This window comes from Sphingomonas sp. IBVSS2, assembly GCF_002127225.1.
Classification (GTDB): domain Bacteria; phylum Pseudomonadota; class Alphaproteobacteria; order Sphingomonadales; family Sphingomonadaceae; genus Sphingomonas.
In genome coordinates, this window is record NZ_NFUR01000003.1 from 251011 (window position 1) to 274111 (window position 23101).

Annotated in this window: 27 protein-coding genes; 24 read left to right on the top strand and 3 right to left on the bottom strand. The window is 67.1% G+C overall.

All coding sequences use genetic code 11. From position 1 onward, the window contains the following. The first annotated feature begins 51 nt into the window (after positions 1–51). The 3 genes from tkt (at position 52) to pgk (ending at position 4398) form a co-directional block, all read left to right on the top strand. Complete coding sequence (tkt, locus tag CAP40_RS11345) at positions 52–2028, top strand: transketolase (RefSeq protein ID WP_086130074.1); 1977 nt, start codon at positions 52–54, stop codon at positions 2026–2028. After that, positions 2025–3032, top strand: a complete 1008-nt coding sequence (gene gap, locus CAP40_RS11350; RefSeq protein ID WP_086129627.1) for a type I glyceraldehyde-3-phosphate dehydrogenase — start codon at positions 2025–2027, stop codon at positions 3030–3032. The genes tkt and gap overlap by 4 nt, the downstream gene beginning before the upstream one ends. 163 nt (positions 3033–3195) lie before the next feature. Beyond that, positions 3196–4398, top strand: a complete 1203-nt coding sequence (gene pgk, locus CAP40_RS11355; RefSeq protein WP_086129628.1) for a phosphoglycerate kinase — start codon at positions 3196–3198, stop codon at positions 4396–4398. Between the two features lie 13 nt (positions 4399–4411). On the opposite strand, the gene CAP40_RS11360 is transcribed toward pgk, so the two are convergent. Then, positions 4412–4933 (bottom strand): TlpA disulfide reductase family protein, encoded by a 522-nt coding sequence (locus tag CAP40_RS11360; RefSeq protein WP_086129629.1) that lies wholly within the window; start codon positions 4931–4933, stop codon positions 4412–4414. A 184-nt stretch (positions 4934–5117) separates the two neighbouring features. Between CAP40_RS11360 and CAP40_RS11365 the strand changes: the two genes are divergently transcribed. Continuing rightward, positions 5118–6032, top strand: coding sequence for a class I fructose-bisphosphate aldolase (locus tag CAP40_RS11365; RefSeq protein ID WP_086129630.1), 915 nt, complete (start codon positions 5118–5120; stop codon positions 6030–6032). Beyond that, positions 6029–6418, top strand: coding sequence for a putative quinol monooxygenase (locus CAP40_RS11370; RefSeq protein WP_086129631.1), 390 nt, complete (start codon positions 6029–6031; stop codon positions 6416–6418). Before CAP40_RS11365 ends, CAP40_RS11370 begins: the two co-directional genes overlap by 4 nt. Positions 6419–6421: 3 nt before the next feature. Here the strand turns inward: CAP40_RS11370 and CAP40_RS11375 are convergent, their stop codons facing one another. Continuing rightward, on the bottom strand, positions 6422–6850 hold the full coding sequence (locus CAP40_RS11375; RefSeq protein WP_179188116.1) for a hypothetical protein: 429 nt from the start codon (positions 6848–6850) through the stop codon (positions 6422–6424). Positions 6851–6906: 56 nt separating this feature from the next. On the opposite strand from CAP40_RS11375, the gene CAP40_RS11380 reads away from it, so the two are divergent. The 7 genes from CAP40_RS11380 to CAP40_RS11410 all read left to right on the top strand — a co-directional run bounded on the left by CAP40_RS11380 (position 6907) and on the right by CAP40_RS11410 (position 11824). Then, positions 6907–7572: an O-methyltransferase gene (locus tag CAP40_RS11380; RefSeq protein WP_086130075.1), complete on the top strand. Its 666-nt coding sequence runs from the start codon at positions 6907–6909 to the stop codon at positions 7570–7572. 22 nt (positions 7573–7594) lie between these two features. Continuing rightward, a complete protein-coding gene (gene thiE, locus CAP40_RS11385) occupies positions 7595–8281 on the top strand; it encodes a thiamine phosphate synthase (RefSeq protein WP_086129633.1) in 687 nt (228 codons plus the stop codon). Between the two features lie 62 nt (positions 8282–8343). Further along, positions 8344–9351, top strand: a complete 1008-nt coding sequence (locus tag CAP40_RS11390) for a L,D-transpeptidase (RefSeq protein ID WP_086129634.1) — start codon at positions 8344–8346, stop codon at positions 9349–9351. Positions 9352–9356: 5 nt separating this feature from the next. Continuing rightward, on the top strand, positions 9357–9956 hold the full coding sequence (locus CAP40_RS11395; protein ID WP_256924151.1) for a M23 family metallopeptidase: 600 nt from the start codon (positions 9357–9359) through the stop codon (positions 9954–9956). A 172-nt stretch (positions 9957–10128) separates the two neighbouring features. Then, positions 10129–10692 carry an elongation factor P gene (gene efp, locus CAP40_RS11400; protein WP_086129635.1) on the top strand — a complete coding sequence of 188 codons (564 nt, stop codon included), beginning with the start codon at positions 10129–10131 and terminating at the stop codon, positions 10690–10692. Beyond that, positions 10692–11009 carry a cupin gene (locus tag CAP40_RS11405; protein WP_086129636.1) on the top strand — a complete coding sequence of 106 codons (318 nt, stop codon included), beginning with the start codon at positions 10692–10694 and terminating at the stop codon, positions 11007–11009. Before efp ends, CAP40_RS11405 begins: the two co-directional genes overlap by 1 nt. After that, positions 11009–11824, top strand: coding sequence for an inositol monophosphatase family protein (locus CAP40_RS11410; RefSeq protein WP_086129637.1), 816 nt, complete (start codon positions 11009–11011; stop codon positions 11822–11824). The genes CAP40_RS11405 and CAP40_RS11410 overlap by 1 nt, the downstream gene beginning before the upstream one ends. An 84-nt stretch (positions 11825–11908) precedes the next feature. Here the strand turns inward: CAP40_RS11410 and CAP40_RS11415 are convergent, their stop codons facing one another. Continuing rightward, complete coding sequence (locus CAP40_RS11415) at positions 11909–12898, bottom strand: dienelactone hydrolase family protein (RefSeq protein WP_144034330.1); 990 nt, start codon at positions 12896–12898, stop codon at positions 11909–11911. A 265-nt stretch (positions 12899–13163) separates the two neighbouring features. Here CAP40_RS11415 and CAP40_RS11420 point away from each other — a divergent pair, with 265 nt between their 5' ends. From CAP40_RS11420 to nuoH, 12 genes are read left to right on the top strand one after another with little or no spacing between them, the layout of a single operon-like run. Further along, positions 13164–13538, top strand: a complete 375-nt coding sequence (locus tag CAP40_RS11420; RefSeq protein WP_086129639.1) for an NADH-quinone oxidoreductase subunit A — start codon at positions 13164–13166, stop codon at positions 13536–13538. Next, positions 13529–14104: an NADH-quinone oxidoreductase subunit B family protein gene (locus CAP40_RS11425; protein WP_086129640.1), complete on the top strand. Its 576-nt coding sequence runs from the start codon at positions 13529–13531 to the stop codon at positions 14102–14104. Before CAP40_RS11420 ends, CAP40_RS11425 begins: the two co-directional genes overlap by 10 nt. Continuing rightward, complete coding sequence (locus CAP40_RS11430; protein ID WP_275912908.1) at positions 14101–14961, top strand: NADH-quinone oxidoreductase subunit C; 861 nt, start codon at positions 14101–14103, stop codon at positions 14959–14961. Before CAP40_RS11425 ends, CAP40_RS11430 begins: the two co-directional genes overlap by 4 nt. Beyond that, complete coding sequence (locus CAP40_RS11435) at positions 14961–16196, top strand: NADH-quinone oxidoreductase subunit D (RefSeq protein WP_086129641.1); 1236 nt, start codon at positions 14961–14963, stop codon at positions 16194–16196. The genes CAP40_RS11430 and CAP40_RS11435 overlap by 1 nt, the downstream gene beginning before the upstream one ends. A 29-nt stretch (positions 16197–16225) precedes the next feature. After that, positions 16226–16531 (top strand): nuclear transport factor 2 family protein, encoded by a 306-nt coding sequence (locus tag CAP40_RS11440; RefSeq protein WP_373384947.1) that lies wholly within the window; start codon positions 16226–16228, stop codon positions 16529–16531. After that, positions 16531–17199 carry an NAD(P)H-dependent oxidoreductase subunit E gene (locus tag CAP40_RS11445; RefSeq protein WP_086129643.1) on the top strand — a complete coding sequence of 223 codons (669 nt, stop codon included), beginning with the start codon at positions 16531–16533 and terminating at the stop codon, positions 17197–17199. Before CAP40_RS11440 ends, CAP40_RS11445 begins: the two co-directional genes overlap by 1 nt. Then, entirely contained in the window at positions 17199–17372 is a 174-nt protein-coding gene (locus CAP40_RS20465) for a hypothetical protein (RefSeq protein WP_167298867.1), read from the top strand. Before CAP40_RS11445 ends, CAP40_RS20465 begins: the two co-directional genes overlap by 1 nt. Beyond that, positions 17373–18671, top strand: coding sequence for an NADH-quinone oxidoreductase subunit NuoF (nuoF, locus tag CAP40_RS11455; RefSeq protein ID WP_086129645.1), 1299 nt, complete (start codon positions 17373–17375; stop codon positions 18669–18671). It abuts the gene before it with no gap. Further along, positions 18668–19252, top strand: a complete 585-nt coding sequence (locus CAP40_RS11460) for a hypothetical protein (RefSeq protein WP_086129646.1) — start codon at positions 18668–18670, stop codon at positions 19250–19252. The genes nuoF and CAP40_RS11460 overlap by 4 nt, the downstream gene beginning before the upstream one ends. Continuing rightward, entirely contained in the window at positions 19249–19905 is a 657-nt protein-coding gene (locus CAP40_RS11465) for a hypothetical protein (RefSeq protein WP_086129647.1), read from the top strand. The genes CAP40_RS11460 and CAP40_RS11465 overlap by 4 nt, the downstream gene beginning before the upstream one ends. A 1-nt stretch (position 19906) precedes the next feature. Next, on the top strand, positions 19907–21925 hold the full coding sequence (gene nuoG / locus CAP40_RS11470) for an NADH-quinone oxidoreductase subunit NuoG (RefSeq protein ID WP_086129648.1): 2019 nt from the start codon (positions 19907–19909) through the stop codon (positions 21923–21925). Next, positions 21922–22977: an NADH-quinone oxidoreductase subunit NuoH gene (nuoH, locus tag CAP40_RS11475; RefSeq protein WP_086129649.1), complete on the top strand. Its 1056-nt coding sequence runs from the start codon at positions 21922–21924 to the stop codon at positions 22975–22977. Before nuoG ends, nuoH begins: the two co-directional genes overlap by 4 nt. Positions 22978–23101: the final 124 nt, after the last annotated feature.

The window sequence follows — 23101 nt, forward strand, 5'->3', positions numbered from 1 at the left end:
TGGCGGTCCAAGGTGACCAAAGGCGTCCGCGCCAGCATCAGGGGACTCCAAGTGACCGCAAGCTTCGCCGATTGCGCCAATGCCATCCGGGCATTGTCGATGGACGCCGTGGAGGCGGCCAATTCGGGGCATCCCGGCATGCCGATGGGCATGGCCGACGTGGCCACGGTGCTGTTCCAGGAGTATCTGAAGTTCGATCCGGCCGATCCGAAATGGGCGGACCGCGATCGCTTCGTGCTCTCGGCCGGGCATGGCTCGATGCTGCTCTATTCCACGCTCTATCTTACCGGCTATGCGCAGCCAACCCTGCGGGACATCCGCGATTTCCGCCAGATCGGCAGCCCCTGCGCCGGCCATCCCGAGAATTTCGAGCTGCCGGGCGTCGAATGCACCACCGGCCCGCTCGGCCAGGGCTTCGCGATGGCGGTCGGCATGGCCGCTGCCGAGCGGCATTTGAACGCCGTTTACGGCGATGGCCTGGTCGACCACCGCACCTGGGTGATCGCCGGCGACGGCTGCCTGATGGAAGGCATCAACCATGAGGCGGTCGGCCTGGCCGGGCACCTGAAGCTCGGCAAGCTGATCGTGCTGTGGGACGACAACAAGATCACGATCGACGGCGCCGTCTCGCTCTCGTCGAGCGAGGACATTCCGGCGCGTTACCGTGCGTCCGGCTGGCAGGTCGTCGAATGCGACGGCCATGACCGGGCCGATATCGCCCGTGCGATCGACGAAGCGCTTGCCAGCGACCTGCCGTCGCTGGTGAAGTGCCGCACGATCATCGGCTTCGGCGCCCCGAACAAGCAGGGCTCGTCCAAGGTGCACGGCTCGCCGCTGGGGGCGGACGAAGTCGCCGCCGCACGGGCCGCGCTGGGCTGGGACCACCCGGCGTTCGAGATTCCGGCCGATATCCGCGAGACCTGGCTGGAAGCCGGCAAGCGCGGCGCCGTGCCGCACGCTGCGTGGAAGCAGCGCCTCGCGGAGCATGAGGATCGCGCCGAGTTCGAGCGCCGGATGCGCGGCGAGCTGCCGGCCTGGTTCTCGATGGCCGACCATGTCCAGGGCCTGCTGGCCGCGCCGCAAAAGGTCGCGACCCGCAAGGCGAGCGAAATGGCGCTCGAGGCGATCAACGCGCAGATCCCCGACACCGTCGGCGGCTCGGCCGACCTGACCGGCTCGAACAACACGCTGACCAAGGGCCTGGGCACGTTCAGCGCCGGCAACTATGCCAGCCGCTATGTCTATTACGGCATCCGCGAGTTCGGCATGTCGGCGGCGATGAACGGCATGGCGCTGCATGGCGGCGTGATCCCCTATGGCGGCACGTTCCTGGTCTTTGCCGACTATGCCCGTGCGGCGATTCGCCTCTCGGCCCTCCAGCAGGCGCGTGTCGTCTATGTGATGACCCACGATTCGATCGGCCTGGGCGAGGACGGCCCGACCCACCAGCCGGTCGAGCACCTGACCAGCCTGCGCCTGATCCCCAATCTCGACGTCTATCGCCCGTGCGACGTGGTCGAGACCGCCGAATGCTGGGAACTCGCGCTCCAGCGCCAGGATGGCCCGGGCCTGCTCGCACTCAGCCGCCAGAACCTGCCGCAGCTGCGCACCGAGGCCGCCGAGAACCGCTCGGCGCGCGGCGCCTATGCCATTCGCGAGGCCGAGGCGCCCCGCCAGGTGGTGCTGATCGCCAGCGGCTCCGAAGTCGAGATCGCCGTTGCGGTTCGGGATGAACTGGAAGCCCAGGGCATCGGCGCCGATGTCGTCTCGATGCCGTGCTGGGAGCGCTTCGACGCACAGGATGCGCAGTACAAGCGCGACCTGTTGCCGGCGCATGCGCTCAAGGTCTCGATCGAGGCCGGCGCGACGCTGGGCTGGGAGCGATATACGGGCTTGGACGGGCTGAACTTCGGCGTGGATGGATTCGGCGCCTCGGGCCCTTATCTGAAGCTCTACGAGCATTTCGGGCTCACCGCGGGAGCCATCGTGCCGCGGATCGTCGAAAAGTTGAACGGAGAACAGGCATGACGAAGGTTGCGATCAACGGGTTCGGGCGCATCGGTCGGCTGGTGGCGCGCGCGATCCTCGAGCGCCCCGACAGCGGGCTCGAGCTGGTCACGATCAATGACCTGGCCGATGCCAAGTCGAACGCGTGGCTGTTCTCGCGCGACAGCGTGCACGGCAAATATCCGGGCACCGTCACCGCCGAGGGCGACGACCTGGTCATCGACGGCAAGCACATCAAGGTGACCAAGGAGCGCGACCCCGCCAACCTGCCGCATGCCGAGAATGGCGTGGAGCTGGTGCTGGAGTGCACGGGCTTCTTCACCGACCGTGCCTCGGCGCAGAAGCACATCGATGCCGGCGCCAGGAAGGTGCTGATCTCGGCCCCGGGCAAGAATGTCGACCTCACCGTCGTGTTCGGCGTGAACCATGACAAGCTCGAGGCTGGCCACGCGATCGTCTCGAACGCGTCGTGCACCACCAACTGCCTAGCGCCGGTCGCCAAGGTGCTGAACGACACGATCGGCATCGAGCGCGGCCTGATGACCACGGTCCATGCCTATACCAACGACCAGAAGATCCTCGACCAGATCCATCCGGACCTGCGCCGCGCCCGTGCCGCCGCCATGAGCATCATCCCGACCACCACCGGCGCCGCCCGCGCGGTGTCCGAGGTGCTGCCCGAGCTGAAGGGCAAGCTGGACGGCTCGGCGATCCGCGTGCCGGTTCCGGACGGCTCGCTGGTGGACCTGACCTTCACGCCGAAGCGCGACACCACCGTCGAGGAAGTCAACGCGGTGCTGAAGGCGGCGTCCGAGAGCGGCCCGCTCAAGGGCATCCTCTGGTATTCGGACGAGCCCCTGGTCTCGATCGACATCGTCCACACCTCGGCCTCGTCGACCGTCGACAGCCTCGAGACCGCGGTGATCGACGGCAAGCTGGTGCGCGTCGTCAGCTGGTACGACAATGAATGGGGCTTCTCGAACCGCATGGTGGACACCGCCAGCGCGATGGCGAAGCTGGGTTAACCGCCACCTTCAGTACCTGCCGTCATGCTGAACTTGTTTCAGCATCCAACGCGCCTCAAGCGGTATCGTCCGTGGAGAGTTGGACCCTGAAACAAGTTCAGGGTGACGGTGGGAGGGGAGGCCATGTCGCCCCCCGCATCAACGACCAATTGCGAGGAAGCACATGACCCGCCCCTTCAAGACGCTCGACGACATGGGCGAGATCGCCGGCAAGCGCGTGCTGGTCCGCGAGGACCTGAACGTGCCGATGGCCGACGGCCAGGTGACCGACGATACCCGGTTGCGTGCCGCGGTGCAGACCGTCGCCGAGCTGGCGGACAAGGGCGCCAAGGTCGTGGTCCTCGCGCATTTCGGGCGCCCCAAGGGCCAGCGCAACCCGGAGATGAGCCTGTCGCTCGTCACCCGGCCGTTCAGCCATGTGCTCGGCCGCGAAGTCCGCTTCATCGACACCGATGGCGCGGCGGAAGCGATCGATGCGATGGGTGAGGGCGATATCGCGCTGCTCGAGAACACCCGTTTCGACGCCGGCGAGGAGAAGAACGCACCCGGGACCGTCGCCGCGCTTGCCGCGCTGGGCGACTTCTACGTCAACGACGCCTTCTCCGCCGCGCACCGCGCCCATGCCTCGACCGAGGGGCTGGCCCACAGGCTGCCCGCATTCGCCGGCCGCCAGATGGAAGCCGAGCTCGACGCGCTCGACAAGGCGCTCGGCAATCCCGAGCATCCCGTGGCGGCAGTGGTGGGCGGCGCCAAGGTCTCGTCCAAGCTCGACGTGCTCAAGCACCTGGTCGACAAGGTCGATCACCTGATCATCGGCGGCGGCATGGCCAATACCTTCCTCGCCGCGCGCGGTGTCGATGTGGGCAAGAGCCTGTGCGAGCACGACCTGGCCGGCACCGCCGAGGAGATCCTCGACGCGGCCGATCGTGCCAATTGCACCGTGCACCTGCCCTATGACGTGGTGGTGGCGAAGGAGTTCGCGGCCAATCCGCCCAGCCTGCGCACGGTCAACGTCCATGAAGTCGCGCCCGACGAGATGATCCTCGATATCGGCCCGGCCGCGACCGAGGCGCTGGCGGACGTGCTCAAGACCTGCCGCACCCTGGTGTGGAACGGCCCGCTCGGCGCCTTCGAGACGCCGCCGTTCGACGCGGCGACCATCAGCCTCGCCAAGACCGCGGCGGCGCTCACCAAGGAGGGCCAGCTCGTCTCGGTCGCCGGCGGCGGCGACACGGTGGCGGCACTCAACCAGGCCGGCGTGGCGGGCGACTTCACCTTCGTGTCCACGGCGGGCGGCGCTTTCCTCGAATGGATGGAAGGCAAGGAACTGCCGGGCGTCGCCGCGCTGCATCGGACGGGCGACTGAACGGGGAGGGGCGCTATTTCGCCTTCTCGTTGAGCAGCGGGACCAGCAGGCTGTTGAGGCTCTCCAGCGTGAAGGCGCCGGCCTTGGCATAGCGGACCACGCCGTTGCGATCGATCACGATGTTGGTGGGCACCGCGCCTCCGAGCACGTCATAGGGCCCCTTGATCGAGCGGACCGGCTCGATGTGCATCACGTCGAACAGCTTCTTGAGTTGATAGGGCTTGAGCGAATCCTCGGTGGTGACCGCGTAGACGCGAAGGCCGGCGTCCTTGCGCAGCTCGTAATAGCGATCGAGCGTCGGCAGTTCCGTGCGGCAGGGGACGCACCAGGTCGCCCAGAAATTGAGCACGACCACATTGCCGCGCAATTCGTCGAACGAGATCTTGCCGCCATTGATCAGCCGCAGGGTGAAAGGCGGCGCCGCCTGACCTTCCTTGACTGTCGCGAACATCGGCCGCGGGGCCGGCGCCGCACCGAGCAGCGCCAGTGGCAGCGCGGCGAGTGCCAGTCGCCTGGAAAGCGAAGAGATCCCCATGTTCCGTCCCCTGTTGCCCGGCTTCATGCTGTAGCGGGCAGGGGGAGGCGTCAAGCACGGGCCAGGGGCCCCTGTTCGTGGTGCTTCCCCTAAAAGCCCGTGCGGTGGCAGCGTTGTCAGGCTTTTCGCTTGCGAAACCGGGCGATAGGGGCTCGTTCAGCACTACACGAACAAGGGAAAATCCATGTCGATCACGCCCGCTGTCAAAGCCATCCTCGCCAATTACGAGTCCGACAATCCCGGCGTGAAGGCCAATCTCGCCCGCATCCTGATGCAGGGCAAGCTGGGTGGCACCGGCAAGCTGATCATCCTGCCGGTGGATCAGGGCTTCGAGCACGGCCCGGCACGCAGCTTCGCGGTGAACCCCGCGGCCTATGATCCGCACTACCACTATCAGCTGGCGATCGACGCGGGCCTCAGCGCCTATGCAGCGCCGCTCGGCATGATCGAGGCCGGGGCCGACACGTTCGCCGGCCAGATTCCCACCATCCTCAAGGTCAACAGCTCGAACAGCTGGGCGACCTCGATCGACCAGGCCGTCACCGGCGGCGTCGACGATGCGCTGCGGCTCGGCTGCTCGGCGATCGGCTTCACCATCTATCCGGGCGCCGACGACGTGTTCGGCATGATGGAGGAGATCAAGGAGCTGCGGGCGGAGGCCGCCTCGGTCGGCATCGCCACGGTGATCTGGTCCTACCCGCGCGGCGGCAAGCTCTCGAAGGACGGCGAGCTGGCGCTCGACGTCGGTGCCTATGCCGCGCACATGGCGGCGCTGCTCGGCGCGCACATCATCAAGGTGAAGCTGCCGAGCGCGCATATCGAGCAGAAGGACGCGCAGAAGGCCTATGAGGGCACCGATTGGTCGGCGCAGTCGGACCGCGTGAAGCATGTGGCGCAGAGCTGCTTCGCCGGCCGCCGCATCGTCGTCTTCTCGGGTGGCGCGGCGAAGGGTGCCGACGCCGTCTACCAGGATGCGCGCGATATCCGCGACGGCGGCGGCAACGGTTCGATCATCGGCCGCAACACCTTCCAGCGCCCCCGCGACGAGGCGCTGGCGATGCTCGACAAGCTCGTGCGCATCTACAAGAACGAGGAATGATCGGTCGTCGACCCGTGCTGGCAGGGCTCGCCATGGCGATGCTGGGCGGGCCCGCGCTGGCACGGGGAAAGCGGATGGAAGAAGTCGAACCCTATGGCCTGATCGGCAAGATCAAGGCCAAGCCGGGCACGCGGGCCGAGCTGGTCGCGCTGCTCTCCGGCGGCACCGGCGACATGCCGGGCTGCCTGGCCTATCTGATCGCCGAGGATCTGAAAGATGCCGACGGCATCTGGATAACCGAGATCTGGAAGACCAGGCAGTTCCACGCCGACTCGCTCAAGCTGCCCGCGGTGCAGGCGGCGATTGCCAAGGGGCGGCCGCTGATCGCGGGGTTCGAAACCCATGTCGAGACGCGGCCCGTGACGGGAATCCGGATCAAGGGCTAGGCGCTAGTGGCATCCGGTCGCCATGGTCTTGGCATCGATCGGATCGAGGACTGCCGGGCGCAATGCGTTGCCGGGATAGGCGTGGAGGAGGGTGCCCTTCGGATCCCGGGCGAAGCGGATCCGAAATCGATCCCGCTGACCGCCAAAAATGCCGTCGAGCTCTACCCCTCCATCGACGACGCGATAGGTTCCGGACGCGTTGCCGAAGCCATTGTACGCGAGGAACTTGCCCGGCGCGGGAAAGCTGAGCGGTCCCGTATCGCAGGGGGCCATGGGTTCGATGCGGATGAGATGCCCGGGCAGCAGCTTGGCCAGTTCCGCCGCGGGCACCGGCGCGGGGTATCTCTCGGGCGTGGGAGCGCCACAGGCGGCAAGCGCGAGCGACCCCGCCAGGGCACCCCGTCGACCAAATCCGCGCAAGCCTCTCCCCATCGGGGCAACTTTGGGTCATCCTGGGCCAAGTGGCAATCGGCGCGACGGAGACGGGCATGACGCAGGACTGGACCGCAGTGGACGGCTATATCGCCGGCAAGCTGATCGGCGCGGACCCGGTGCTCGACGCTGCGCTCGCCGCCAATGCCGCGGGCGGGCTGCCGGCGATCGACGTATCGGCGGCGCAGGGCCGGATGCTCGAATTGCTCGCACGGATGACCGGGGCGCGCCGCATCCTCGAAGTGGGAACCCTGGGCGGCTATTCGACGATCTGCCTCGCCCGCGCCCTGCCCGGGGACGGGCAGCTGGTGACGCTCGAGCTTGATCCGCATCATGCCGAGGTGGCGCGGGCCAATCTGGAGCGGGCCAGGCTCGGCGGTCGCTGCGAGGTGCGGGTCGGGCCGGCGGCGGAAACGCTCGCGGCGATGATCGCGGCGGGCGAGGGGCCGTTCGACCTGGTATTCATCGATGCCGACAAGCCGGGCAACGTCGCCTATCTGGAAGCCGCGCTGGAGCTGGCCCGGCCGGGTAGCGTGATCGTCGTCGACAATGTGGTCCGGGGCGGCCGGGTGCTGGAGGCGGACAGCACCGATCGCAGCGTGGTCGGCACGCGGGCGCTGTTCGACGCGGTCGCAGCCGAGCCGCGCCTCGATGCCACCGCGATCCAGACCGTGGGGGACAAGGGCTGGGATGGCTTCCTGCTGGCAGTGGTGAAGCGCTGAAAGCTGGGCTAAGGCTCCCGCGATGATCGACCTGGATGAAGACGGCCTGCCGCCGCTCGACCCGAATTTCGCCGCGCAGTTCCAACGGGACGTGCGCCGCCCGCCCTGCCAGCTCTACCTGATCTCGCCGCTCGAGGTGGGGGGCTCCTTCCCGGAGCGATTGAAGCGCGCGCTCGGTGCCGGCGCGGTGGCGGCGTTCCAGTTTCGGGTGAAGGGGGTCGACCAGCACGAGGCCGCCCGCCTTGCCGAGCCTCTCCGGAAGATCTGCGCCGATGCCGATGTCGCCTTCATCGTCAACGACAGCGTGAGCCTGGCCAAGCGACTGGGCGCCGACGGCGTGCATCTGGGCCAGGAAGACGGCGATCCGCGTGAGGCGCGCTCGGTGCTCGGCCCGCAGGTGCAGATCGGCGTGACGTGTCACGATAGCCGCCACCTGGCGATGGAAGCCGGCGAGGCGGGGGCGGACTATGTCGCCTTCGGCGCCTTCTACCCCACCACGACCAAGGAGACCCGGCATCGCCCCGAGCCGGTGATTCTCAGCTGGTGGTCGGCGCTGTTCGAGCTGCCTTGCGTCGCGATCGGCGGGATCACGCCGGAGAACGCCCCGCCGCTGGTGAAGGCGGGCGCGGACTTCCTCGCGGTGTCCAACGCCGTGTGGGGCGGGGACGAGGAAGCTGCGGTGAAGGCGTTCGCCCAAGTCCTGGGCTGACGGAAACACTCCGGGTTCCAGCCGTTGTTCTTGCGGAACGTCATCTGCAGGAGCTTGATTCGGTGCGGAAATTTCTCGGACTAGCAGCTTGCCTCGCCTCTGCCCCGGTCGGTCCCGCCGCGGCGGGGCAGGCGGGAACCTCCGGCAGGCCGCCGCTCGATCATTCTATTCTGCATGCCCAGGTGATCCTCGATCATCTCGGCTTCTCGCCCGGCATCCTCGACGGGCGCGAAGGCCAGTCGCTCACCGCGGCCCTGAAGGGGTTCCAGACCGCGCGCGGGCTGCCGGCCACCGGCAAGCTCGATCCGGCGACGGTGCGCGCGCTTGCGCCCTATGCCTCGCTGCGTCCGGTCCGCCGGCTGACGCTCGACGCCGGCACGCTCCAGGGGCCGTATGTCAATCCGATTCCGAGGGACCCCGAGAAGCAGGCAAAGCTGCCCTCGCTCGCCTATACGCGCCCGCTCGAGAAGCTGGCGGAGATGTTCCACACCACGCCCGAGGTGCTGGTGGAACTGAATCCGGGCGGCGGTCGGATCGCGCCGGGTGCCGAATTCGTCTTCCCCAACGCGCTCCCGGCCTCGCGCGACTATCCGGCGGACCTGAAGCCGGAATGGCGGCGGACGCTCGGCATGCTCAACGTCGAGGCCAGGGTGCCCGAGGCCGATCACATCGTGGTCGACAAGAGCGAGAAGGTGCTCAAGGTGTACGACAGGCAGGAACGCCTGGTCGCCCAGTTCAGCGCGACCATGGGCAGCGCGCACGATCCGCTGCCGATCGGCACCTGGAAGATCAACGGGGCGGACACCAATCCGAAATTCCATTACAACCCCAAGCTGTTCTGGGACGCGAAAAAGGGCAGTGACCCGGCGATGCTGCCGCCGGGACCGAACGGCCCGGTGGGGGTGGTGTGGCTGGACCTTTCCAAGGAGCATTACGGCATCCATGGCACGCCCGAGCCGCAGCTGATCGGCCGCACCGAGAGTCACGGCTGCATCCGCCTGACCAACTGGGATGCGGCCCGGCTCGCGCTGATGGTCAAGCCGGGCACCCGGGCAGTGTTCCGGGAGTAGGGGCCGTGCGGCCCTGGGCGAAGCGGGCCGGTTGGGGTCTGGGTGCGTTGCTGGCGCTGCTGGCGATGGGGTTCCTGTCGCTGGTGCGGGTCACGGTGCAGCCCGCCGCGCCGATCGCCCTGCCGGAGCTTGCCGCCCCCCAGGACGCGGCCGGTGCCGGCCCGGACGATTCGACCGCGCTGATCATTCCGGTGGAAGGCGTGGCCGCGAGCGAGCTGCGCGACAGCTGGGGCCAGAGCCGCGGCAATGGTTCGCGCGCGCATCATGCGATCGACATCATGGCTCCCAGGGGCACGCCTGTGCTCGCCGCGGCATCCGGCACGGTCGAGAAGGTCTTCGACAGCGTGAACGGCGGGCATACCCTCTATGTCCGCACCCGGGACGGCGCAACGATCCACTATTATGCGCATCTGGACAGTTGGCAGGTGGAAGAGAGGCAGGCGGTGCGCCAGGGCGAGCGGATCGCGGCGGTGGGCGATAGCGGCAGTGCCGCGGGCGGCGCGCCGCACCTCCATTTCGAGATCAAGCGCATGCGGCCGGGCGAGGGCTGGTGGCAGGGGCAGAACGTCAACCCCTATCCGCTGCTGCGGAATGCCGGGCCGTGATCCGTCCTCTCGTCGGAAGCCGGGATCTCGTGCGGCAAATCGGACAGCATGCGGCACGAGACCCCGGCTTCCTCCGGCGCGGCCGGAGAAGGGCCGGGGTGGCTTGCCCAAGTCCTCGCGCACGGCTAAAGGCGCCGGCTCAGCTCTTTCTCAGTTCCAGTAGGTCTCGACCATGAAGATCAGCGGCGTGGACATCCGTCCCGGCAACATCATCGAATATGAAGGCGGCATCTGGCGTGCCGTGAAGATCCAGCACACGCAGCCCGGCAAGGGCGGTGCGTACATGCAGGTCGAGCTCAAGAACCTGCGCGACGGCCGCAAGAACAACGTCCGCTTCCGCTCGGCGGAGACGGTGGAGCGCGTGCGCCTCGACACCAAGGATTTCCAGTTCCTGTACCCCGAGGGCGACAGCCTGGTGTTCATGGACAAGGAAACCTACGACCAGACCACGCTGCCGCGCGACCTGCTCGGCGATGCCGCCGCCTTCCTGCAGGACGGCATGGACGTGATCATGGAACTCTATGACGAAGAAGCGATCAGCGTGCAGCTGCCCGACACGATCGAAGCGACGATCGTCGAGGCGGACGCGGTGGTGAAGGGGCAGACGGCCTCGTCGTCGTACAAGCCGGCCGTGCTGGACAATGGCGTGCGCATCATGGTGCCGCCGCACATCGCCTCGGGCACGCGCATCGTCGTCGACGTGTACGAGCAGACTTACGTCCGCCGCGCGGACTGATGCCCAGCGTGATCAGAGATGCGCGCAGCTTCCGGGCCGACCGGCCCTGGGGCGCGCGCGATCTGGTCGAGATCGAGGGTGCGACGGCGCGCCTGCATTGGACGGACCAGCCCTATCGCTGGCACGTGAATGACGGCGCCGAGCTGTTCTGCGTCCTCGATGGCGAAGTCGACATGCACTATCGTCTGCACGGTACCGAGCATGTGGCGCGCCTGACTGCCGGTGACATGTTCGTGGCCGAGATCGGCGACGAGCATGTCGCGCACCCCGTGGGCGAAGCCCGCATCCTGGTTTTCGAGCGTAAGGGCTCCGTCTAATGGTTTCGCATTCCGGCCTCATCACCGTCATGGAGCGCGCCTGCCGCAAGGCCGGTCCGCGCCTGCGTCGCGACTTCAACGAAGTCCAGCACCTTCAGGTCAGCCGCAAGGGCCCGGCGGACTTCGTCAGCCTCGCCGACAAGCGCGCCGAGGACACGCTGATCGAGGAACTCCAGAAGGCGCGGCCGGACTGGGGATTCCTGGTCGAGGAGCGGGGCGAGATCGCGGGCGATCCGAACAAGCCCCGCTGGATCATCGATCCGCTCGACGGGACCAGCAACTTCCTGCACGGCATCCCGCATTTCTGCATTTCGATCGCGGTCGAGGATCCGCACGGCGCCCAGGGCAAGCCCGAGGTGACGCACGGCTATATCTACCAGCCGCTCACCGACGAGAGCTTCTGGTCGGAAAAGGGCCGTGGCGCCTGGCTTCAGGACCAGCGCCTGCGCGTTTCGGCGCGCCGTCATCTCGACGAAGCGCTGATCGCGACGGGCATCCCGTTCCTCGGCCATGGCGACTTTGCCGAATGGAGCCGCATCTTCGGCGCGGTGGCGCCCGAGGTGGCCGGTATCCGCCGGCTGGGCTCGGCGGCGCTCGACCTTGCCTGGGTCGCCGCGGGCCGGTTCGACGGTTTCTGGGAATCGAACCTCAAGCCCTGGGACGTGGCGGCGGGCATGCTGCTGATCCGCGAGGCCGGCGGCTTCGTGACCGATTATCGCGGACAGGACCTGTCGCGCGAGCGCAACCAGTATCTCGCGGCCAATGACGTGCTGCATTCCAAGCTGCACAAGCTGGTGGCGAACGCGCTGCGCTGAGCGGCGGGTCTATGTTCGTCGCCGTCATCCCCGCCTTGACGGGGATGACGGAGGCAGTTTCAAAGACTTGCCCGGATTCCCAGTCTAAGGGCGAAGCGTCGCCGCCAGGAAAGCCAGCATCCTGGGCCAGGCATCGGCGCGTGCCTTGGCATTCGCCTCGGGCGTGCCGCCGCCGCGCGGGTCCGCACGCGGTTCCGCCGATCCGCCGCCTAGGTCGTGCCCGGCCTCCGGATAGATCAGCGCCTGGGTTTCCAGCCCCTTCGCCTTGCGCGCCGCAACGATGTTGCGCGCCATTCGGCCCGAATTCCACAGGCGATCCGCGTCGCCGGTGATCAGCATCAGGGCGCCGCGATACGCCTCGACCGGGATGCGGGCGGCGGCCTCGCGATCGGGGTGATCGGCGCGGCCATTCTCGTGGATCGCGCGCAGATCGGCGGCGGGCCCGGCCTGCAATCCCGCGACGAACCCGCGATAGGGCATGAAGGCGAGCGGCTTCCCGCCAAGGGAGAAGGAGGAGCGGGTGCCTTCCGCTTCCAGCATTTCCAGGCCCCAGCCTTCCCACACCAGGTCCGACGGGGTGTAGGCGACCACTGCGTCGATCCAGGGATAATGGCTGGCCGCGATCAGCGCGAACTCAGACCCCTTCGATCCGGCGAACAGGCCGAATCGCTCGACGTCGACGCCGGGGAACTTGGCCAGCGCGGCGCGGAGATCGGCCAACTGGTCCACGCGGATGTCGATGAAGCTGCCCGGCAGGTCCGGGAATGCCGGCGCCGGGGCGAACTTGCCCCAGTTGGGCGAATAATAGGGCAGGCTCACCGCGGCATAGCCGAGCCTTGCGAGGACGGGCCCGAAGCGGCGGCCGGCTTCGTCGCCGCCCTCGGCGCCGGGCAGGATCACCACCACCGGGCGGCGCGCCTCGCCGGCGATCCGATAGAGCCGCGCATGCGGGAAGCCCGCGATCTCGCGTTCGTCGAGCGCCGCCGCCTGTTTCGTCGCCGCGCCCGGCTGGGCGATGGCCGGGCAGGCCGCCATTGCCAGCCCGATCCCGAGCAGCAGATTCCGTGCGATCATGTGAAGAAACCCCCGTTCACAATATTTCACAATAGCCAGTGTATTGTGCACATAAGTCACCTGCTGGCAACCGGTGATTGTGCCGCTGCGGTGCGGTTTGCACGATACCGGAGCCGTCCGGAGCGCCGTTTCGAAAGGCTTCGGGGGCAAGGCATCCACAACCGGTTCTTCTTGCGAGTCATTCTCACCCGTCGAGGCGTTGCGTCCCGGGGAAGTGAGTCCTAGAAGCCCCCTCAGATTCCGCATCCGCGAGAAGAGAAGGCCCTTGGTCGACCTGTCACAATATCTGCCGATCCTGTTGTTCCTCGGGGTCGCTCTCGCGCTTTCCAGCGCCTTCGTGTTCCTGCCCATGCTGGTCAGCCGGCTGACGGGTTCGCACAAGCCGACCGAGGCCAAGCTCAGCGAGTATGAGTGCGGCTTCCCGGCCTTCGAGGATTCGCGCAGCCAGTTCGACGTGCGCTTCTACCTCGTCGCCATCTTGTTCATCATCTTCGATCTCGAAGCCGCGTTCCTCTACCCCTGGGCCGTCTCGGTCTTCTCGCTGGGCTGGACCGCCTGGATCTCGATGATGATCTTCATCGCCGAGCTCACGCTCGGCCTCGTCTACGCCTGGAAGAAGGGAGCGCTCGAATGGGAGTAGAACTCGCCCCGTCGTCGTCGCCTCTGCCGGGCAGCGGCCTGATCGGCGCGCCGCCGCCGGGAACGCTCCCGGACGTCGGCTTCCTGAACGACATCAACGCCGAGATCGGCGACAAGGGCTTCCTGGTCACCTCCACCGAGGAGCTGTTCCAATGGGCCCGTACCGGCTCGCTGTGGTGGATGACCTTCGGTCTCGCCTGCTGCGCGGTCGAGATGATCCACGTCAACATGCCGCGCTACGACATGGAGCGCTTCGGCGCCGCGCCGCGCGCGTCTCCGCGCCAGTCGGACGTGATGATCGTGGCCGGCACGCTCTGCAACAAGATGGCCCCGGCGCTCCGCCGCGTCTATGACCAGATGTCGGAGCCGAAATACGTCATCTCAATGGGCAGCTGCGCCAATGGCGGCGGCTATTACCACTATAGCTACAGCGTCGTGCGCGGTTGCGACCGGATCGTGCCGGTGGACATCTATGTCCCGGGCTGCCCGCCGACTGCCGAGGCGCTGCTCTATGGCGTGATGCAGCTCCAGCGCAAGATCCGCCGCGTCGGGACGATCGAGCGATGAGCGTAGTGAAGACCTCCGCGCCGCGCTTCGCCTCGAACGAGGGCGTGATCGACAGGGCCAGGGCCGCGCTCGGCGGCATCCTGCTGTTCGCCGAGGACAGCGTCGGCGAAGTGAACCTGGTCCTCGACCGGGTTCGCCTGGTCGAGGGGTTGACGCTGCTGCGCGACACGCCGGGGCTGGAATATCAGCAGCTCATGGAGATCGCCGGCGTCGACTATCCGGACCGCGAGGAGCGGTTCGAAGTGGTCTATTGCCTGCTCAGCCTGACGCGGAACCACCGCATCAAGGTGAAGACCAGCACCGACGAGGAAAAGCCGGTTCCGTCCGTGACGGGGATCTGGCCGGTCGCGGGCTGGCTCGAGCGCGAAGTCTACGACATGTACGGCGTGCTCTTCTCGGGCAACACCGACCTGCGCCGCATCCTGACCGACTATGGTTTCGTCGGCCATCCGCAGCGCAAGGACTTCCCGCTGACGGGCTATGTCGAGCTGCGCTACTCGGAAGAGGCGAAGCGCGTGGTCTATGAGCCGGTCACGCTGGCCCAGGATTTCCGCAACTTCGACTTCATGAGCCCCTGGGAAGGCGCGAAATACGTGCTGCCGGGCGACGAGAAGGCGGCCGCCCCCGCGGCGCCGGCTCCCGCGCCTGCACCCGCTCCGGCTCCCAAGCCGCAGCCCGAGGCCAAGGGCGCGTCTGCTCCTGCGGTCGCGGAAGAAGCTCCCAAGCCGGCACCCGCCGCCAAGGCGACCAAGGCAAAGGCTGCCAAGACCGAGAGCAGCGACGGCGCCGCCGATGCGGAGCCGGTCAAGAAACCCCGCAAGCCGCGCGCCAAGAAGGCGCCGGAGGGTGAAGCGTAATGGCTGATTATCTGGACGAGATCGAAGGCGTCACCGACGGCGGCAAGCCGGAGAAGGGCGACACCGAGATCGCGAACTACACGATCAACTTCGGCCCGCAGCACCCGGCGGCGCATGGCGTGCTGCGTCTCGTGACCGAGCTGGACGGCGAGATCATCGAGCGCATCGATCCGCATGTGGGCCTGCTCCACCGCGGCACCGAGAAGCTGATCGAGTACAAGACCTACACCCAGGCGCTGCCTTATTTCGACCGGCTCGACTATTGCTCGCCGCTGGGCATGGAATACAGCTTCGTGCTGGCGGTGGAGAAGCTGCTCGACCTCGAAGTGCCGCTGCGTGGCCAGTATCTGCGCGTGTTCTTCGCCGAGCTGACCCGCATCTGCAATCACATGCTGAACCTCGGCTCGCACGTGATGGACGTCGGCGCGATGACGCCGAACCTGTGGATGTTCGAGATCCGCGAGGACTGCCTGAACTTCCTGGAGCGCGCGTCGGGCGCGCGCATGCACTCGAACTGGTTCCGCGTCGGCGGCGTCCGCCAGGACGTGCCGCTCAAGCTGCTCACGGACATCGCGGAATGGCTCGACACGCGCCTGCCGCGCCTGTTCGGCGACGCGATCAGCCTGGTCGCCGAGAACCGCATCTTCAAGCAGCGCAATGTCGACATCGCGGTGGTGAGCCGCGAGGACGCCGTGGCCTGGGGCTTTTCGGGCCCGATGATCCGCGGCGCGGGCATCCCCTGGGACATCCGCAAGTCGCAGCCCTATGACGTGTACGACCGGGTCGAGTTCGACATTCCCGTCGGCACGCGCGGCGACTGCTATGACCGGTTCATGGTCCGCGTCGAGGAAGTCTACCAGTCCGCGCGCATCATGAAGCAGTGCCTCCAGCAGATGCCGGAGGGCCCGGTGCTCACGCTCGACCGCAAGATCGCGCCGCCGCGCCGCGGCGAGATGAAGCAGTCGATGGAAGCGCTGATCCACCACTTCAAGCTGTTCAGCGAAGGCTATCACGTGCCCGCGGGCGACGTGTATGTCGCGACGGAGAGCCCGAAGGGCGAGTTCGGCGTCTATCTGGTGTCGGACGGCAGCAACAAGCCGTATCGCTGCAAGATCCGCCCGACCGCGTTCAGCCACCTCCAGGCGATGGACTTCATGTCGAAGGGCCATATGCTCGCCGACATCACCGCCATCCTGGGCGCGCTCGACATCGTGTTCGGGGAGTGCGACCGGTGATCGCTGACCGCATCGCGATCGCGCATGAAATGATCGCGCACTACAACGCGCAGGACGCCGACGCCTATGTCGCGCTGATGACCGATAGCGCCTGCGAGGCGGGCTATCGCGGCGCGGTGCTGCGCGAGGGCCGGGAAGGCGTCCGCTCCGGGCTGAAGGCGATGTTCGCCGAATTCCCGCAGAACCGCGCCGACATCCTGGGCAGCTATGCGCTGGGCGACACCGTGGTGCTCCACGAGAAGGTCGCCCGCTCGCCCGAGAGCGAGCCTTTCGAAGTCATGTCCATCTATTCTTTCGCCGACGACCTGGTCGATCGCGTGGAGTTCATCCGTTAATGGCCGACGCACCCGAACTTCCCAACGAAGCGGAAACCCGCGCGCGCTGGGGCAATTTCGCCTGGACGGCGGAGAATGCCGTCAAGGCGCAGGAAATCATGGGCCGCTATCCGGCGGGCCGGCAGCTCTCGTGCAGCATCCCCTATCTCGACCTGGCCCAGCGCCAGGTGGGGGCGGAGACCAACACCCAGGGCTGGCTGCCGATCCCGGTGATCGAGTTCGTCGCGCGCGAGCTCGGCGTGCCCTATATCCGCATCTTCGAGGTCGCGACCTTCTACACCATGTTCAACCTGGTGCCGGTCGGCCGCTATCACGTGCAGGTCTGCGGCACGACGCCGTGCATGCTGCGCGGCTCGGACGACGTGATGGCCGCCTGCAAGGCGCGGGGGCTGAAGAAGGGCCACACCACCGAGGACGGGCTGTTCACGCTCACCGAAGTCGAGTGCATGGGCAATTGCTCCTCGGCGCCGATGGTGCAGATCAACGACGATAACTATGAGGATCTGGATTACGACCGGACCCTGGTGATCCTCGACGCGCTGGCGCGGGGCGAGAGCCCCAAGACCGGCACGCAGGAGCCCGGCCGCCATACCGTGGAACCGCTCGGCGAGCCGACCAACCTGGCCGCGATGGAGACCGGGAACCACGATTACCGGGGGGAATGGTGATGAAGCCCGAGACCAAGAACCTCGTCTTCGTCATTCTCGCGATCATCGGCGGCATCGTCGTGCTCGGCTGGGCGCTGAAGATCGCCTTCAAGCTGGTCGGCATCGCAATCGTGCTCGGGCTTGCAGTGCTCGCGTATATTTTCATTCAGAACATGGTGGGGAAGGGCCGATAAATGCTCGCGGATAAGGACCGCATCTTCACCAATGTCTACGGCTTCCAGCCGTGGAACCTGCCGGCTGCCCAGAAGCGCGGCGATTGGGACAAGACCAAGGATCTGATGGCGATCGGACAGGACGCCATCATCGACAAGATCAAGGCGTCGGGCCTGCGCGGCCGTGGCGGCGCCGGCTTCCCGACCGGCATGAAGTGGAGCTTCATGCCCAAGGAGCCGCGCCCGGACCGGCCGAACTTCCTGGTGATCAACGCCGACGAATCCGAGCCGGGCTCGTGCAAGGACCGCGAGATCATCCGCCACGATCCGCACAAGCTGATCGAAGGCGCGCTGGTCGCCGGCTTCGCGATGCGCGCGCGTGCGGCGTACATCTACATCCGCGGCGAATATATCCGCGAGGCCGAGACGCTCTTCGCGGCCGTGAAGGAAGCGTATGACGCCGGCCTGCTCGGCAAGAACGCGTGCAAGTCGGGCTATGACTTCGACGTGTTCGTCCATCGCGGCGCCGGCGCGTACATCTGCGGCGAAGAGACCGCGATGCTCGAGAGCCTCGAGGGCAAGAAGGGCCAGCCCCGCCTGAAGCCGCCGTTCCCGGCGGGCGCGGGCCTTTATGGCTGCCCGACCACGGTGAACAACGTCGAGTCGATCGCGGTCGTCCCGACGATCCTGCGGCGCGGCCCGGAATGGTTCGCGAGCTTCGGCAACGAGAACAACAAGGGCACCAAGCTCTTCCAGATCTCGGGCCATGTGAACAAGCCGTGCGTGGTCGAGGAGGCCATGTCGATCCCGTTCCGCGAGCTGATCGAGAAGCATTGCGGCGGCATCCGCGGCGGGTGGGACAACCTCCTCGCGGTGATCCCGGGCGGCTCATCGGTTCCGCTGGTGCCGGCGGCGCAGATCATGGACTGCCCGATGGATTTCGACGGCCTGCGTGCGCTCGGCTCGGGCCTCGGCACCGCCGCCGTGATCGTCATGGACAAGTCGACCGACGTCGTCCGCGCGATCTCGCGTCTCAGCTACTTCTACAAGCATGAGAGCTGCGGCCAGTGCACGCCGTGCCGTGAAGGCACCGGCTGGATGTGGCGCGTGATGGAGCGGCTGCGCACCGGCGACGCCGATATCAGCGAGATCGACACGCTCCAGCAGGTCACCAAGCAGGTGGAGGGCCACACGATCTGCGCGCTCGGCGACGCCGCGGCGTGGCCGATCCAGGGCCTGATCCGTCATTTCCGTCCGGAGCTGGAGCGCCGGATCAACGAACGCCAGGCAGGTGCCGGCATGCAGGAGGCAGCGGAATGACCAAGGCCATGATGATGCTCGCCGTCCCGGCGCTGCTGGCGATCCTGCCGGCGGCGCATGCGCAGAACGCCGAGGGCCCCGCGGCCTTTGGCAAATGCGCGGTCGATGGCGATCGCGCCGCCGCCACCGCGCTGCTCGCCACCAGGATCGGCAGCGGAGAATCGAAGAACGCGGCGAAGAAGCTGGCGGACAAGAAGACCGCCTGTGGCGCGATCATCGGCCGCGATCGTGGCGAGGAAGTCGTTCGCGGCGCGATCGCCGGACAGCTCTACACCGAAACCTATGCGGCTGCTCCGGCGGCGCTGACCGGCGATCCGGCGCCCTTCCAGGGCAGCGGCGATCCGAACCTGGTCCAATATGATCTCGCCAGCTGCGCCGTGACCCGCGACCCGGTCGCGGCCGATGCGCTGGTCCGCACCGCCGAGGGCTCGGCCGAGGAGCGTGCGGCGCTCCCGGCCGTCGTCAACGCGGTCGGCCGCTGCACGCCGGGCAGCGCCAAGATCGGCTTCAGCAAGGCGCAGCTTCGCGCCGGGGTCGCCGAGGGACTGTGGACCTATCGCAAGGGCATGGCCGCACGATGAGGCGGCTTCTCGGCCTGGCTGCGGCCCTTTGCGTCCTTGCGGGCGCGAGCGCGCACGCCCAGACGCCCTGGGGCGTCGACATGGGCCAGATGTCCGCCCAGGGCAATGCGCGCCTCGACCGGCCTGAAGAGGATGCCGCCTGGGCCGTCAGCACTGCCGGCGAGGCGCGACTGCACGCGCTTGCCGTCTGTGCGGTGGCGAAGGAACCGCGCGACGCGGGCAGGGTGGTCGCGCTGGGCTTTCCGGGCGAACATCCTTCCGCGGCGGTGCTGGGCCTGTTCGCCGAAGCGAATTGCGGGGCGCGGGCGGAAGAGATCAGTGCCGGCGGGCGCTTCGTGCGCTGGGCATTGATCGAGCAGCTCTATCTGGCCAGCCCGGCCGTGCCTGCGCCGGCCAATGCCGTGACGGACGGCGCGGCCAGCAGCAGCGCGCTCGGCGCCTGCGTGGCGGGGCGCGATCCGGTGGCCAGCGACGCGTTTGTGCGTAGCGCGCGGCGCTCGCCCGCCGAGGCGACGGCTTTCAAGCGGATCGTGCCGGCGATCAACGCCTGCGCGGGCAGGAAGAAGCTGAACCTGAGCGGCGCCGAGATCCACGGCGTGCTCGCCGAGGGACTCTACAAGATGCGCGGTTCGGCCGCGCGGGGAACGAACTAGAATGCCGAAGCTAACCGTCGACGGAATCGAAGTGGAGGTGCCCGCGGGCGCCACCGTGCTCCAGGCCTGCGAGGCCGCGGGCAAGGAGATCCCGCGCTTCTGCTATCATGAGCGGCTGTCGATCGCCGGCAATTGCCGCATGTGCCTGGTCGAAGTGAAGCCCGGGCCGCCCAAGCCGCAGGCTTCGTGCGCGCTGCCCGCCGCCGACAACCAGGAGATCCGCACGGACTCGCCGATGGTGAAGGCCGCGCGCGAGGGCGTGATGGAATTCCTGCTGATCAACCACCCGCTCGATTGCCCGATCTGCGATCAGGGCGGCGAGTGCGACCTGCAGGACCAGTCGGTCGCCTATGGCCGTGGCCACTCGCGCTACACCGAGAACAAGCGTGCGGTGACCGAGAAGTACATGGGTCCGATCATCAAGACGATCATGACCCGCTGCATCCAGTGCACCCGCTGCGTCCGCTTCGGCGAGGAAGTGGCCGGCGTGGAGGATATCGGCGCGATCTATCGCGGCGAGAACATGCAGATCACCACCTATCTGGAAAAGGCGTTCAAGAGCGAGCTTTCGGGCAACGCCGTCGACCTTTGCCCGGTGGGTGCGCTTACCCACAAGCCGGTGGCCTTCGAATATCGGTCGTGGGAGCTCAAGAAGAACCTGTCGATCGACGTGATGGACGCGGTCGGCACCAATATCCGCCTCGACAGCCGCGGCCGCCAGGTGATGCGCGTGCTTCCGCGGATCAACGAAGACGTGAATGAAGAGTGGGCGCACGACAAGACCCGCTACCATGTCGACGCGCTGGTCCGCCGCCGCCTCGACAAGCCTTATGTCCGCAAGGACGGCAAGCTGGTCGAAGCGAGCTGGGACGAAGCGTTCGACGCGATTGCCGCCGCTGCCAAGGCTGCCGGCTCGAGCGTTGCCGCGATCGCCGGAGACCTGGTCGATTGCGAGACGATGTATGCCGCCAAGGCGCTGGTGAAGGCGCTTGGCTCCGACCTGCTCGAGGGGCGCCAGACCGGCCTCGCCTATGACGTGTCGAACCTCGGCTCCGTGGCGTTCAACACCACGATCGCCGGCATCGAGGACGCGGACGCGATCCTGCTGGTCGGTTCGAACCTCCGCTTCGAGGCGCCGCTGATCAACACCCGCGTGCGCAAGGCGATCAAGCGGGGCGCCAAGGTGTTCGCGATCGGGCCGGAGACCGACCTGACCTACAAGGTCGAGTGGCTGGGCAACGACCTGTCGATCCTCGGCAAGCTGCCGGACCGTGCGGCCGAGGCGATCGACGCCGCGAAGAAGCCTGTGCTGATCGTCGGCCCTGGCGCGCTCAAGGAAGGGCAGGGCGCCACGCTCGCCATGGCCCAGGCTTTCCAGCGGCCCGCTACCGAAACCGAAAGCGCCTGGAACGGCTTCAACGTCGTCCACACCGCCGCGGCGCGCATGGGCGGGCTGATGCTCGGCTATGCCCAGAAGGGCGGCATTGCGGACATCGTCGCCGCTGCGCCGAAGCTTACTTTCTTCCTGGGCGCCGACGAAGTCGATTTCGACGCGTTCAAGACCAGCTTCAAGGTCTATATCGGCCATCACGGCGATAACGGCGCGCACCATGCCGACGTGATCCTGCCCGGCGCCACCTATGCCGAGAAGCCGGGCACCTATGTGAACCTGGAAGGCCGGGTGCAGCGCGCCGATCGCGCGGTGTTCGCTCCCGGCGACGCCCGCGAGGATTGGACGATCCTGCGCGCGCTTTCCGATCGCCTCGGCCATACGCTGCCGTTCGACAGTTTCGAGCAGCTGCGTGCGGAAATGGCGGGCGAGGTGCCGGCGCTGGGCCGCGAGGGCCTGGCCGGCTACGACTTCTCGCCGCCCAAGCTGGCCGCCAAGGCCAAGGGCGCGCTCGGCTATCCGATCGCCGACTTCTATCTCACCAACGCCATCTGCCGTGCGTCGCCGACGATGCAGCGCTGCTCGGCCGAACTGATCCACGGCGAAGACTTCGCAGAGGCCGCAGAATGACCTGGTTTTTTGAATGGCTCGGCCTGCCCTTCGAATGGGCGTGGTTCGTGGCGACGATCGTCGGCATCCTGGTCATCGCGCTGCCGCTGATGCTCGCCGTGGCGATGATCATCTATGTCGACCGCAAGATCTGGGCGGCGATGGCGCTGCGCCGCGGCCCGAACGTGGTCGGGCCGCTCGGCCTGCTCCAGTCCTTCGCCGACGGCCTGAAGGTCTTCCTGCAGGAAACGATCATTCCGTCGGGCGCCAACAAGACGCTGTTCCTGCTCGCGCCGATCATCACCTTCACCGTGGCGCTGATCGTTTGGGCGGTGGTGCCGTTCCAGGCCGGGGTAGTGCTGTCGAACATCAATGTCGGCCTGCTCTACGTGCTCGCGGCCTCGTCGCTCGGCGTCTATGGCATCATCCTGGCGGGCTGGGCGTCCAACTCGAAATATCCCTTCTATTCGGCGATCCGCGCCGCGGCGCAGATGGTGAGCTATGAGGTGTCGATCGGCTTCGTGCTGATCTCGGTCGTGCTGTGGGCCGGCACCTTCAATGTCGGCGGGATCGTCGAGGCGCAGAAGGGCTCGGCGATCTTTGGCTGGGTCAACGGCTATTTCGCCAACCCGCTGCTCTTCCCGATGGCGGTGGTGTTCTTCATCTCGTCGCTGGCCGAGACGCAGCGCGCGCCGTTCGACCTGACCGAGGCCGAGAGCGAGCTCGTCGCGGGCTATCAGACCGAATATTCGTCGATGGCCTTCGCGCTCTACTGGCTGGGCGAATATGCCAACGTCATCCTGATGTGCGCGCTGAATGCGACGCTGTTCTGGGGCGGTTACCTGCCGCCGTTCGACTGGGCGCCGCTCTATTATGTGCCGGGGATCATCTGGCTGCTCGCCAAGATGTGCTTCTTCTTCTTTTGCTTCAGCTGGGTGAAGGCCACGGTGCCCAGGTACCGCTACGACCAGCTGATGCGCCTGGGCTGGAAGATCTTCCTGCCGCTGTCGCTGCTGTTCGTGTTCCTGGTCTCTGGCTGGCTGATGATCCAGCGGGTGGGGCTGCCATGGTGAGATCGCTTCGCAAACGCATGGAAGACGGGCGTCGGCCGATGCGAATGTCCTTCAAGATCAAGATGTTGTGCTTGACTGCCTGCTTGGCTGCGGTGCTGATCGCGGCAAACTTCGAACGCCTAAT

Bases quoted from the DNA above. Each gene is read 5' to 3' on its own strand.
- nuoG (WP_086129648.1), top strand. From the start codon at position 19,907: ATGCCGAAGCTAACCGTCGACGGAATCGAAGTGGAGGTGCCCGCGGGC.
- nuoH (WP_086129649.1), top strand. From the start codon at position 21,922: ATGACCTGGTTTTTTGAATGGCTCGGCCTGCCCTTCGAATGGGCGTGG.
- CAP40_RS11415 (WP_144034330.1), bottom strand. From the start codon at position 12,898: ATGATCGCACGGAATCTGCTGCTCGGGATCGGGCTGGCAATGGCGGCC.
- CAP40_RS11460 (WP_086129646.1), top strand. From the start codon at position 18,668: ATGACCAAGGCCATGATGATGCTCGCCGTCCCGGCGCTGCTGGCGATC.
- CAP40_RS11365 (WP_086129630.1), top strand. From the start codon at position 5,118: ATGTCGATCACGCCCGCTGTCAAAGCCATCCTCGCCAATTACGAGTCC.
- CAP40_RS11380 (WP_086130075.1), top strand. From the start codon at position 6,907: ATGACGCAGGACTGGACCGCAGTGGACGGCTATATCGCCGGCAAGCTG.
- CAP40_RS11375 (WP_179188116.1), bottom strand. From the start codon at position 6,850: ATGGGGAGAGGCTTGCGCGGATTTGGTCGACGGGGTGCCCTGGCGGGG.
- efp (WP_086129635.1), top strand. From the start codon at position 10,129: ATGAAGATCAGCGGCGTGGACATCCGTCCCGGCAACATCATCGAATAT.
- nuoF (WP_086129645.1), top strand. From the start codon at position 17,373: ATGCTCGCGGATAAGGACCGCATCTTCACCAATGTCTACGGCTTCCAG.
- CAP40_RS11445 (WP_086129643.1), top strand. From the start codon at position 16,531: ATGGCCGACGCACCCGAACTTCCCAACGAAGCGGAAACCCGCGCGCGC.
- CAP40_RS11440 (WP_373384947.1), top strand. From the start codon at position 16,226: ATGATCGCGCACTACAACGCGCAGGACGCCGACGCCTATGTCGCGCTG.
- CAP40_RS11370 (WP_086129631.1), top strand. From the start codon at position 6,029: ATGATCGGTCGTCGACCCGTGCTGGCAGGGCTCGCCATGGCGATGCTG.
- CAP40_RS11405 (WP_086129636.1), top strand. From the start codon at position 10,692: ATGCCCAGCGTGATCAGAGATGCGCGCAGCTTCCGGGCCGACCGGCCC.
- CAP40_RS11360 (WP_086129629.1), bottom strand. From the start codon at position 4,933: ATGGGGATCTCTTCGCTTTCCAGGCGACTGGCACTCGCCGCGCTGCCA.
- CAP40_RS11425 (WP_086129640.1), top strand. From the start codon at position 13,529: ATGGGAGTAGAACTCGCCCCGTCGTCGTCGCCTCTGCCGGGCAGCGGC.
- CAP40_RS20465 (WP_167298867.1), top strand. From the start codon at position 17,199: ATGAAGCCCGAGACCAAGAACCTCGTCTTCGTCATTCTCGCGATCATC.
- thiE (WP_086129633.1), top strand. From the start codon at position 7,595: ATGATCGACCTGGATGAAGACGGCCTGCCGCCGCTCGACCCGAATTTC.
- pgk (WP_086129628.1), top strand. From the start codon at position 3,196: ATGACCCGCCCCTTCAAGACGCTCGACGACATGGGCGAGATCGCCGGC.
- CAP40_RS11435 (WP_086129641.1), top strand. From the start codon at position 14,961: ATGGCTGATTATCTGGACGAGATCGAAGGCGTCACCGACGGCGGCAAG.
- CAP40_RS11465 (WP_086129647.1), top strand. From the start codon at position 19,249: ATGAGGCGGCTTCTCGGCCTGGCTGCGGCCCTTTGCGTCCTTGCGGGC.
- gap (WP_086129627.1), top strand. From the start codon at position 2,025: ATGACGAAGGTTGCGATCAACGGGTTCGGGCGCATCGGTCGGCTGGTG.
- CAP40_RS11430 (WP_275912908.1), top strand. From the start codon at position 14,101: ATGAGCGTAGTGAAGACCTCCGCGCCGCGCTTCGCCTCGAACGAGGGC.
- CAP40_RS11410 (WP_086129637.1), top strand. From the start codon at position 11,009: ATGGTTTCGCATTCCGGCCTCATCACCGTCATGGAGCGCGCCTGCCGC.